The organism is Microbacterium sp. LWO14-1.2 (assembly GCF_038397715.1).
Taxonomy (GTDB): domain Bacteria; phylum Actinomycetota; class Actinomycetes; order Actinomycetales; family Microbacteriaceae; genus Microbacterium.
Genome location: NZ_CP151633.1, coordinates 1891934 through 1903050 on the forward strand (window position 1 = coordinate 1891934; position 11117 = coordinate 1903050).

Consider the following 11117-nt stretch of genomic DNA (forward strand, 5'->3'; position numbering starts at 1 on the left):
CGGTGGTAGCGGTCGGGTCAGCGCAGGTCGTAGTACCCGCCGAACGGCGAGTCGACGTCTCCCGTGTCGCGCGCGTCGAACGGCACGGTCGCCTCGGTGATGGTCACGTGACTGCGCGGGGTGATGAGCACGCTGAGCTTGCGGTTGCCCACCACGACGAGGTCGACGAAGGTGCCCGAGGTGGTCAGGGCCTGTTCGATCTGATGCTTCAGTTCGGCGAGATCCTGGTCTTGCGCGAGAAGGAATCCCCGCCCGTCGAACGTCACCTCGATCTGCACCATGGTCTGCACAGTCTCGACGTTACTCATGAGAGCACGGTACGCCGCATCGAGGTCCCACAAAAGGGGGGTTGCAATCCTGTCGCGAGAGTGCCAATGGGTGCACGATCCATTCCTGTGAATTTCATGAATCCCAGGTCAGAGTTGTTAACACCTTCATCCACAGCTGTGGATGAATCCGTCACCGCTCGGCCTTCTCTCACACCAGGGAGGACGCCGACCGGATCTCCTGCTCTCGCAGCGCGCGCTCGACCGCCTCGACATCGCGCACCGCGCCGCGATCGGCCGAGGTCGCCATCGTCGCGTAGGAGCGCAGGGCCAGCGACACCGCACGCTGGCGATCGCGCGGGCGGTAGCCGCCGTCCTCCAGCAGCGCCGCGCGACGACGCTCGAGCTCGGCCTCGTCGACCTGCAGCGTCAGGTCCCGCGTCGGGATGTCGATCGAGATGATGTCGCCGTCTTCGACCAGCGCGATGACACCGCCCGACGCCGCCTCGGGGGAGACGTGGCCGATCGAGAGCCCCGACGTGCCGCCCGAGAAGCGGCCGTCGGTGATGAGTGCGCACACCTTGCCGAGACCTCGGCCCTTGAGGAAAGAGGTCGGGTGCAGCATCTCCTGCATGCCCGGTCCGCCCTTCGGGCCCTCGTAGCGGATCACGACGACATCGCCCGGCTGCACCTTCTTGCCGAGGATCTTCGCGACCGCCTCCTCCTGCGATTCGCAGACGACCGCTGGGCCGGAGAACACGAGGATCGACGGGTCCACACCCGCCGTCTTCACCACCGCGCCGTCGACGGCGATGTTGCCGCGGAGCACCGCGAGACCGCCGTCGGCCGAGTACGCGTGCTCGGCGTCACGGATGCAGCCGTTCTCGGCATCCGTGTCGAGCTCCCGCCACCGCTCGGACTGCGAGAACGCGCTCGACGACCGCACGCCGCCGGGTGCCGCGTACCAGAGATCCTGCGCCTCCTCGGAGACCGAGCCGCTGCGGATGTCCCACTCGTCGAGCCAGGTCGCGAGCGACGGGGAGTGGATCGACGACACGTCGTCGTTCAGTGCGCCCGCGCGACGCAGCTCGCCGAGGATGCGAGGGATGCCGCCCGCGCGGTGCACGTCCTCCATGTAGTACATGCGGCCGTAGGCGGGGTTCGGGGCGATCTTCGCGAGGCAGGGCACGCGACGCGAGACGGCGTCGATCTCGTCGAGGCCGAACGCGACGCCCGCCTCGTGCGCGGCAGCCAGCAGATGCAGGATCGTGTTGGTCGAGCCGCCCATCGCGATGTCGAGCGCCATGGCGTTCTCGAAGGCGTTGTAGCTCGCGACCGCACGGGGGAGCACCGACGCGTCGTCCTCATCGTAGAAGCGCCGGGTGATCTGCACGGCGACCTCGCCGGCCTTCTCGTACAGCGCGCGGCGGGCGGTGTGGGTGGCGAGCACCGAGCCGTTGCCGGGCAGAGCGAGTCCCAGCGCCTCGACGAGGCAGTTCATCGAGTTCGCGGTGAACATGCCCGAGCACGACCCGCACGTCGGGCACGCGTTCTCCTCGATGCGCTGGATGTCGGCATCCGACACCGTGTCGTTCGCGGCCTCCGAGATCGCGTCGACGAGGTCGAGGGTCCGCACGCTTCCGTCGACGAGCGTGGCGCGTCCCGACTCCATCGGACCGCCGGACACGAAGACGGTCGGGATGTTCAGGCGCAGCGCGGCCATGAGCATGCCCGGGGTGATCTTGTCGCAGTTCGAGATGCACACGAGGGCGTCGGCCTGGTGCGCGTTGACCATGTACTCGACCGAGTCGGCGATGAGGTCCCGCGAGGGGAGCGAGTACAGCATCCCGCCGTGGCCCATCGCGATGCCGTCGTCGACCGCGATGGTGTTGAACTCACGGGGGATGCCGCCCGCCGCACTGATCGCGTCGGACACGATGCGACCCACGGGCTGCAGGTGCGTGTGGCCGGGGACGAACTCGGTGAAGCTGTTCGCGACGGCGACCATCGGCTTGCCGAAGTCGGCGGCGTTCACGCCGGCTGCGCGGAAGAGGGCGCGGGCGCCGGCGGCGTTGCGGCCGTGCGTCACGGTGCGGGAGCGAAGGGGAGTGGGCATCCTCTCACTGTCGTGCGTCTCGGCGATCGCCGGAAGTCGCCGCTGACACTAGTAGTGAGAGCACTAGGTTTGTGAGGTGGCCACGGATGAGCAGCAGCGCAAGGAGCTCGGCGCGTTCCTGCGCGCCCGACGCGAGCAGCTCGATCGCACGGGCTACGGCCTGCCCCCGGCCGGGCGCGGGCGCACGATCGGACTGCGCCGCGAGGAGATCTCCTACCTCTCCGGCGTCAGCGTCACCTGGTACACCTGGCTCGAACAGGGCCGCGACATCAACCCGTCGCGTCAGGTGCTGGATGCCGTCGCCACCACCCTGCACCTCACGGTCGCCGAGCACGACTACGTGCTCACCCTCGCCGGCTTCGCACCGCAGCGGCCGGGGGGAGGCGAAGCCGTCGAGACCGCGCCACCCCATGTGCAGCGATTCCTCGACGCTCTCGACGAGCACCCCGCCTACGCGCTCGCGCCCGACTGGGGCATCGCCGGGTGGAACGCCGCCTACGAGAAGCTCTACCCGAACGTCGCCACCACTCCCGCCGAGGAGCGCAACCTGCTGCGGCTCATCTTCACCGACCCCGCCGTGCGGTCGCTGCTCGACGACTGGGACGACACCAGTCGGCGGTTCCTCGCCGAGTTCCGGGCGGAGGCGGGCCCGCGGCTCGGCGACCCCCGCTACCGGGATCTCATCGGCAGGCTCGTGCAGGAGAGCGACGACTTCCGCGAACGGTGGGAGAGCCACGGCGTCGGCGGTTTCGAGTCGCGCGAGCGCGTGTTCCAGCATCCGACGCTCGGCCGCCTCGTGTTCGAGCACCACCAGCTGCGACCGTCGGACCAGACCGACGTGCAACTGGTCGTCTACACCGCGGATGCCGAGACGCGCCGCCGCTTCGCCGGCGACGCGTAGGTCACATCTCACGGGTCGTCTCACGGGTCGTCTCACGGAGTTCGAGCACGCCCTCGACCTCGACGCGGGTGTCCGGCTGGATCTCATCGACCGCGATCAGACCCATCGCCGCACGGACGGCCTCGGTGAACGGCAGCCTGATCGTCGACATGCGTGGATGGGTCTGGATCGGGAGGGCGTCGTCGCAGCCGATGAGCGCGACCTCGCCCGGTACCCGGACGTTCTCGACCAGCAGACCGTCGAGAACGCCGTGCGCCACGACGTCGTCGAAGGCGATGACCGCATCGGCACCGGAGTCGAGCACCTCCTTCGCGAGGGCACGCGCCTCGGCGTAGGTACCCGACTCGTCCCGCAGGTACGTCGCGTCGAGGCCCAGGCGGGCCACGGCGTCGCCGACCGTCCGCCGCCGCTCGCCCTCTGACCACGACCGGACAGGACCGCCCACGTAGCAGAGGCGGCGAGCGCCGCTGGCGACCAGATGATCGATACCCTGGCGCAGAGCGGTGCTCGAGCTCAGCAGCACACGCGCGAGACCGGGGGTGTCGTTGTTGATGAACACCACCCGTGTGCGCTGCGCGATGAGCTGCAGTTCGTCACCGGGGAGGCGCGACGACGCGACGATCACGCCCTCGGTCTGCGGCGCCATCGTCGCGATCTGCCGGCGCTCCTTCTCGGGGTCGTACCCGGTCTCGGCGACGAACATCGACAGTCCCCGCTGCTCGGCCGAGCGCTGCGCTGCCCGCACCAGCTTGGGGAAGAACGGGTTGGTGATGTCGGGGACGATCAGACCGATGGCCCCCGTGCGTCCCGTGATCAGCGCCTGCGCGTGACGGTTCGGCACGTACCCCAGCCGCTCAGCCGCCGCGTGCACGGCGACGACCGTCTCGGCGCGCAGCAGCTCGGGGTGGTTGAACGCCCGCGACACGGTCGACGGCGAGACGCCGAGGGCGCGCGCCACGTCGACGACGGATGCCCGGGCGACGGTCACCGGGTCGGCCCGTCGAGCAGTGCGGCCGCGACGTCGACGACGGCCTCCAGCGAGCCGCGCGCGAAGGGGCCGGGCATCGCGTAGTAGCGGTGGGCGTCGACGACCTCGTAACCGCCGAGCGCGTAGGCGGATTCGTCGGGGAGATACCCGGGGACACCGTCGCAGTAGCCGAGCACGATCGTCGGCCCGTCATGGCCGGCGCGCAGTCGGTCGGCTGCCGACAGGAACGGCTCCCCGGGGAGGGCGATGATGCGCAGCGCACCGCACGAGATCACGGAGACCCGGCCGACCCAGGAGGACGCGGGCGATGACGGGCGTTCCCGTGCCCAGCGCAGCCATCGGACGAGGAGCGCCGACCGCCCGGTGCCGTCGGCGATCTCGCGCTGCCATCCCTCGACCTGCAGGGCGACCGTGTCGTCGCTCTCCGCCGCGATGTCGAGCGTCACCCCCGCGGAAGCGAAGCCGATGGGGCCGGCGTCGATCGGGGCCGGATCGACGGAGCTCAGCGCAGCGGCGAGGACGCCGCCCACCCGGTCGGCCTCGGCGAAGGTGCGTCCGGCGCCGCCTCCGACGAACGACGACTCCGCACGGTGACCCGTGTTCACGTCGCCCGCCGCACCGGTGGCGAACACGCAGACGCTGCCCGGATGCTGGGCTTCGATCCGTTCACGCAGCGGTGCGACGAAGTCGCCGCTGATCAGCGTGTTGTCTCCGTCCAGCACGACCGGATGGCAGGGGTACGACACCAGGGTCGCCACCCGCCTGCCCTCTCGGTCGAAGCCGACGGCCTGCACGGGCGGATCGATCTCCCGCTCGAGGTGCCGTCGGTTGCGGGCGACTCCCGCGCCATGGGCTTCGGCATAGACGAGGCTGCAGGGCACCCGGTCCGCCGCGGCGCTCCGCACCGTGTCAAGGATGCTCCTCTCGACCTCGACGCGCAGCCCGGGCGCCTCGACTCCGAGGCGCTCATGCGAGATGCACGGCCCCGCGTGCGTGTGCGTGGCGTGCAGCACGATCTCGGTCACGATCCCGTCGGCCAGCAGTTCCTCACGCACCGACGCGCACGTGCGCTCGTGCAGCGCGCAGCAGTCCACGGTGACGAGCGCCACGGTGTCGATCACGAGGGCCCGCACCGTCAGCGGATCGTGCACCCCCGTGGACCCCGACGAGCGCGCCGCGAAGCCCGACATCGGCGTGCCGTCGGGCACGTCGACCGCCGCGACCGCACACCCGACCGGTACCGCACTGCTCACGCGACCGTCCTTCCTCCCGCGATCGTCTCGACGACCCTTCCCTCATCATCGAGGATGACGATGTCCGCCGGCGATCCCGCCGCCAGACGCCCCGCATCGAACACGCCACCGGTGAGGTCGCCGACGATGCGCCCCGGCAGCTCCGTCGCCATCCGCACCGCAGTCGCGAGGCCCAGGGGAGTGGCTGTCACCCAGCGGACGCAGTCCGCGAGGCTCATCGCCGATCCGGCCAGGTAGCCGGTGTCGGGATACGACAGTCGTCCATCCGCGGTGAGCAGCACCTCGCCGCCGACGGTCGTGCGGTGGCGTCCGGGTGCGGCCCCGGCGAGCTCCACGGCATCCGACACGAGGAACGCCCGCTCAGGGCCGAGCGCGCGCGTCATCGCGACGAAGGTCTCGGCGGGGAGGTGGTGCCCGTCGCCGATGAGGCCGCACCGCAGTCTCTCGTCGGCGAGTTGGGTCCAGATCGGATTGGGATGCCGAGGAAGCTCCGCCGAGATGCCGTTGCCGAGGTGGGTCGACAGCGTCGCGCCCGCCTCGACCGCCCGGGTGATGCGCGCGGGGTCGGCGTGCGTGTGCCCGATCGCCACCGCCACCCCGTGGGCGACGATCCGGGCGATCTGGACGGGGGCGTCGTCGTCGTGCGGCGAGAGGGTGACGTAGCCCACCTCGCCGTGTGCGGTCCAGCGGTGCACCTCGTCGGCGTCGATCGGACGGATCGCAGCGGGGTCGTGCACACCGCGCGGCCCGTCGATCGACGAGAGGAACGGTCCTTCGACGTGCACGAAAGGCACAGCGGCCGCGACGGCGGGGTCGTCCTTCCTCGCCGCGGTCACGGCGTCGAGGCGCGCGGTGATCTGCTCCTCGGTGCCGGTGATCACCGTGGGCACCCAGGTCGTCACGCCGCGGCCGGCGAGCGCCGCCGTGATCGCCGAGATCGCGGAGGGCTCGAGGACCTCGGCATTGACGTCGTGGCCGCCGAAGCCGTTGACCTGCAGATCCACGAACCCCGGTGCGATCCACGGCCCCGTCGCAGGACCGCCGCGCTCGACCGCCGTCACCCGCGCGCCCTCGACCACCACCCGCACACCGGCACCGGTCGCGACGTCCCGTCCGCTGATCGTGCGCGTCGTCGTCACAGCCACGACACCCGGCCCTGGAACCTGTCGATGAAGCGGGCGTTCGCCTCATCGCCCCCCGGCGCATTGCCCGACCGCCACATGGGCACCTCGTCGCCGGTCGCCCCGAGCAGGGCGAGCGTCTCGAGCATGAGCCAGTTCATCGTGAAGGCGTTGGCGAACGTCGAGGTCGCCCCCGACTTCTCGACGGCGCCCGGCACCTGGACGACAGCGTCGCCGATCGGGACCTTCGTGTCGATGTGCACGTCGACCACGTCGTGCAGGTTCGCGTGCGACGGATGCCGGGCGGGATGCTGCTCCGCCGTCTGCTCGGCGTGCGCGCGCGACGAGACGCCGATCACGTTCGCTCCGCGCTCGCGGGCCGTCAGCGCGGCGTCGATGAGCGCCGCGTTGATGCCGTACGCGTTCACGAGGACGAGCACGTCGCCGTCGCCGATGCCCGCGCGCTCGATCACGATCCGTCCATAGCCGGGCAGCCGCTCGACCGCCATCGACCGCAGCGCGCCCGATGAGAGGAGCGTCCCCTCGTCGAGGATCGCGGAGACGTGCATCAGCCCGCCTGCCCGGAAGAACACCTCCTGGCTGGCGAGGTTCGAGTGTCCGCCGGGACCGTAGACGTGCACGAGGCGGTCCCGGGCGATCTGCGCTGCGAGCACGTCGGCTGCGGCGGCGACACTCTCCCTCTCCTCGGCGCGGATGCGCGCCATCAGGCCGGTCACGGCGTCGAAGTACTCGTCGGCCAGCTCACTCATGCGGGTCGTCCTCCGGGGCGGAATCAGCGTCGACGAAGAGGTGCACGTCGGGGTGGGTGTGCAGCGCCGTCCCGGGGAACATCGGGTCGGGGTCGCGGCGCAGCGTCTCGGTCACTGCGCGCTGCTTCTGGGCACCGGGCACGCTGCACACGATATGCCGCGCGGCGAGCAATCGTGGGATCGTGACGGTGATCGCCTGTGCCGGGACGGCGTCGAGGTCCGGGAAATGCCCTTCGTCGACCTGCTGCTGCCGCGAGGTGTCGTCGAGGCTGACCGGACGTGCGGCGAGCGGATCGGCGAAGTCGGCCGGCGGATCGTTGAACGCCAGGTGGCCGTTCACGCCCAGCCCGCACAGCGTGACGTCGAAGAGCTCATCGCCCATGACGGCGGCGTAGGCCGCTGCGCTCTCCGCAGCGACGAGAGACGTGTCGATGCGATGGAACACGGGTGCCGCGGCGAGACGGGAGAGGAAGTGCGCATCGAGCCAGTTGCCGAATCCCTGAGGAGCATCCGACGGCAGACCGATGTAGTCGTCCATGTGGAAGAACACGACTCGCGAGAAGTCGAGATCGGCGGACGCCAGCCGCTCGAGCGTGGCTGCCTGCGACGGAGCGGCGGCGAGCATCACTCGCGCCGATCCTCGCGCGGCGATCGCCTCGGCGATGAGCTCCGCGGCCTGCGTGCCGGCGGCCTCGCCGAGAGCGCGGGGGTCGTCGTGACGATGCACGGCGATGGGGTGGAGGGTGGTGGACGGGGACGTCATCTCGGTCATTCTCCTGTGTCGTTCTTCGAGGCGAGGCGGTGGAGCAGCAGCAGGCTGCGTGCGATGTGGAAGGGGTCCTTGACCGGCAGCGCGACGACCTCGCCGAGGGGTTCTCCCGCGCGATCCCTGATCTGCAGCCATTCGGCTCCCGCGGGATCGGGGAAGATCCGGAACGTGTAGTCGTCGAGCCGCGCCGCCGCCAGCGCCAGCATCGGGTCATCGGTGCGGTCGGCGATCAGAGCCGTGGCGTAGAGCGATTCGACGTGCACCCACCACAGCTTCGTGTCCCACGTGCGCGTGACGAGATCCTCGTATCGTTCGGGACGGTCGGATCGGATGCCGGTGGGCGGCCCGCCTCCACCGTCGACGTACCGCAGCATCCCGCCGTGCTCGGTGTCCTCGCCGATCTCGACAGCGCGGCGTGCGAGGGCCGCGAGCTGCTCGGCGCCCGGCGCGTGCGCGGCGTCGAGGTCTCCGCGCGCCAGGCCCTGGTCGCGGGCATGCAGCAGCATCCAGGTGAGTTCGAGCAGGTGCCCCGGCGTGCGGTGGCGGGCGAGCAGCGTGTGCGCGTCGCGCGGATCCGCCGGGCGGAACTCCCACCACTCGCCGGCCCCGAGGAAGTCCGTCGTCAGCACTGACAGCGCGTGGTCGCGGACGGCCAGCGCCGTCTCGCTCCGCGGCGCCGCGCGCAGCAGTTCGGACGCGGTGTGCACGAGGGTCATCGGTCCGGCGAGATCGGAGTACCCGTGCGGCACGGGATAAGGCTCGCTCGCAGCCGTGCCGTTCGCGATGGATCGGCGCGCGGTCTCCAGCAGCTGCTCGGCGTGCGACAGCCACGCCTCCCTGCGGTCGTCGCCGTCGTCGAGCATCCGCAGAGCTCCCGCGAGGCCGAGTGCGGCGAACAGGTCGGCGAAGACGCTCGTGGCGCGTTCGCCCGCCGCACCGCTGGGCAGCGGAACCCCCTCGGCGGTGAGACGGAACGCCGTCGTGCCGTCACCCAGCAGCGCGTGCCGGCTGAGGAGATCGGCGGTCTCGATCGACCGGCGGCGCCACAGCTCCGCGTCGACGGGGATGCGGCCGGCGACCGCCTCGTCGGCGAGTTCGGCCGCGAGCCACGCCCAGCGCCCCTGCGACCACGTGTAGAGCTCGTCGCTGACGCGCTCACCGTCGTTGGAGTAGCACGTGAACACCCCGCCGCCCGGGCGGACCGCCCGCTCCCACCAGGGGAGCACCGTCGTGACGAGGTGCTCCCCCCAGCGAGTGTCGGTCTCACGCATCCGCCACACCCGCAGTCCGCTGTGCGACCGTCGGCGAGTCCGCGGCCGGCCGCGACGGAGCATCCGAGGCGATCGAGTCGATCAGTTCATCGGTCTCGACGGATTCCTCCGAGCGGATGAAGCCGATCACGATGAACGAGACGAGCGAGATCACGACGGGGGTCGCCACGGTCCACGCCTGCGCGTTGACGCCCATCGACTCGACCCAGCCCGGCCACGCCCAGCGGTTCAGGGCGAAGGTCACGAGTCCGAGGGCGGTCGAGATCAGCGCTGCCGCCGAGCCGGAACGACGGAACCAGGGCAGCATGCCGAGCAGCATCGGCACGGCGACGGGGCCGACCAGGGCACCGAACCAGAGGATCAGGAGGCCGAGCACGCCGCCGAACGAGTCGCTGGTGAGCGCGATCACCATGGATCCCGTGATGAACAGGAAGGTGATGAAGCGGCTGAACAGCAGCTCTGTCTTGGACGGCAGGAAGCTGCGCCCCTTGCGGAACATCGGGATGATGTCGCGCACGACGACCGAGGCGATCGCGTTGGAGTCCGACGACGTCATGGCCATGGTGTGGCTGAACATGCCGACCAGCACCAGGCCGACGAGGCCCGTCGGCAGCAGGTTGTCGACGAGGAGCGCGTACGACTGGCTCGGGTCCTCGAGGTTCGGCATGAGCAGCGGCGCTGCCCACATCGGGAAGAAGAGCACCAGGGGCCAGATGAGGTACAGCGCGCCCGAGAAGATCATGGATCGACGGGCCTCGCGGCCGTTCGGCGTGGAGATCATGCGCATGGCGAGGTTCCACGTGCCGCCGTTGTACGACATCGTCGAGATCAGGATGTAGGCGAGGAAGAACGGCACGGTGAGCGTTCCGGCGAACGGATCGGAGTGCCCGGCCGGGAGCTCGTCCCACATCGTCCAGATCGTCGAGAAGCCGTCGAGGTGCATCATCACCGCGACGGCGAGCGCGACGGCCGCGACGAGCTGGATGATGAACTGGCCGAAGTCGGTGAGGACGTCGGCCCACACGCCGCCGATCGTCGAGTAGATCATCGTCACACCGCCGACGAGGAGGATGCCCCAGCCGATCGGGACTCCGGCGAACACCTGCAGGAGGATCGCGGAGGCGCTCCACTTCGCGGCGACGTCGAAGACCTTGAGGCCGACACCGGACCACGCGAGGACCTGCTCGGTGGGCACGTTGAACCGCTTGGCGACGTACTCGAGCGGGGAGATGATGCCCAGACGCTCGCGCAGACGGGGCCAGCGCGGCGCGAACAGCCACGCACCGAGACCGCAGGCGATCGTGATGCTGAGCGCCCACCACACGTAGACCGCGAAGCCGGTCGTGTAGGCCAGAGCGGCGTACCCCACGAAGACCGCTGCGGAGTATCCGGACATGTGATGCGAGATCCCGGTGAGCCACCAGGGGATCTTGCCGCCGGCGACGAAGAAGTCGGCGGCGTCTTTGATGCGGGATTTGGCGTAGACGCCGATTGCGATCATCACGAGGAAATACAGCGCGACGACGATCCAGTCGAGCACACCCATAGTCGATACTCCTTCAGACGTCATTGTGGTTCGGGTTTCCGGGGCCCGTCGCCGGGTTAGCGGCGATGGTTGCATGCAAACGTTTGCACTGCAACGATCATCTGCACCGGCTCAGC

General features: G+C 70.1%; 10 protein-coding genes. 1 reads left to right on the plus strand and 9 read right to left on the minus strand.

What is annotated here, in order from left to right:
* Nucleotides 1-17 precede the first annotated feature (17 nt).
* Nucleotides 18-308 carry a hypothetical protein gene (locus tag MRBLWO14_RS09165; RefSeq protein ID WP_341932853.1) on the minus strand — a complete coding sequence of 97 codons (291 nt, stop codon included), beginning with the start codon at nucleotides 306-308 and terminating at the stop codon, nucleotides 18-20.
* A 169-nt stretch (nucleotides 309-477) separates the two neighbouring features.
* Nucleotides 478-2382 (minus strand): dihydroxy-acid dehydratase, encoded by a 1905-nt coding sequence (ilvD, locus tag MRBLWO14_RS09170; RefSeq protein WP_341932854.1) that lies wholly within the window; start codon nucleotides 2380-2382, stop codon nucleotides 478-480.
* Between the two features lie 76 nt (nucleotides 2383-2458).
* Here ilvD and MRBLWO14_RS09175 point away from each other — a divergent pair, with 76 nt between their 5' ends.
* Entirely contained in the window at nucleotides 2459-3283 is an 825-nt protein-coding gene (locus MRBLWO14_RS09175; protein WP_341932855.1) for a helix-turn-helix transcriptional regulator, read from the plus strand.
* Between the two features lies 1 nt (nucleotide 3284).
* On the opposite strand, the gene MRBLWO14_RS09180 is transcribed toward MRBLWO14_RS09175, so the two are convergent.
* Genes MRBLWO14_RS09180 through MRBLWO14_RS09210 form a run of 7 tightly spaced genes read right to left on the minus strand, consistent with a single transcriptional unit; the run spans nucleotide 3285 to nucleotide 11001 of the window.
* Complete coding sequence (locus tag MRBLWO14_RS09180) at nucleotides 3285-4271, minus strand: LacI family DNA-binding transcriptional regulator (RefSeq protein WP_341932856.1); 987 nt, start codon at nucleotides 4269-4271, stop codon at nucleotides 3285-3287.
* Nucleotides 4268-5524: a neutral/alkaline non-lysosomal ceramidase N-terminal domain-containing protein gene (locus MRBLWO14_RS09185; protein ID WP_341932857.1), complete on the minus strand. Its 1257-nt coding sequence runs from the start codon at nucleotides 5522-5524 to the stop codon at nucleotides 4268-4270. The genes MRBLWO14_RS09180 and MRBLWO14_RS09185 overlap by 4 nt, the downstream gene beginning before the upstream one ends.
* A complete protein-coding gene (locus MRBLWO14_RS09190) occupies nucleotides 5521-6669 on the minus strand; it encodes an amidohydrolase family protein (RefSeq protein WP_341932858.1) in 1149 nt (382 codons plus the stop codon). Before MRBLWO14_RS09190 ends, MRBLWO14_RS09185 begins: the two co-directional genes overlap by 4 nt.
* Complete coding sequence (locus MRBLWO14_RS09195) at nucleotides 6660-7415, minus strand: sugar isomerase domain-containing protein (RefSeq protein WP_341932859.1); 756 nt, start codon at nucleotides 7413-7415, stop codon at nucleotides 6660-6662. Before MRBLWO14_RS09195 ends, MRBLWO14_RS09190 begins: the two co-directional genes overlap by 10 nt.
* On the minus strand, nucleotides 7408-8178 hold the full coding sequence (locus tag MRBLWO14_RS09200) for a 6-phosphogluconolactonase (protein WP_341932860.1): 771 nt from the start codon (nucleotides 8176-8178) through the stop codon (nucleotides 7408-7410). Before MRBLWO14_RS09200 ends, MRBLWO14_RS09195 begins: the two co-directional genes overlap by 8 nt.
* A gap of 5 nt (nucleotides 8179-8183) precedes the next feature.
* Nucleotides 8184-9455, minus strand: coding sequence for an AGE family epimerase/isomerase (locus MRBLWO14_RS09205; protein WP_341932861.1), 1272 nt, complete (start codon nucleotides 9453-9455; stop codon nucleotides 8184-8186).
* Complete coding sequence (locus MRBLWO14_RS09210; RefSeq protein WP_341932862.1) at nucleotides 9448-11001, minus strand: sodium:solute symporter family protein; 1554 nt, start codon at nucleotides 10999-11001, stop codon at nucleotides 9448-9450. The genes MRBLWO14_RS09205 and MRBLWO14_RS09210 overlap by 8 nt, the downstream gene beginning before the upstream one ends.
* Between the last annotated feature and the right edge of the window lie 116 nt (nucleotides 11002-11117).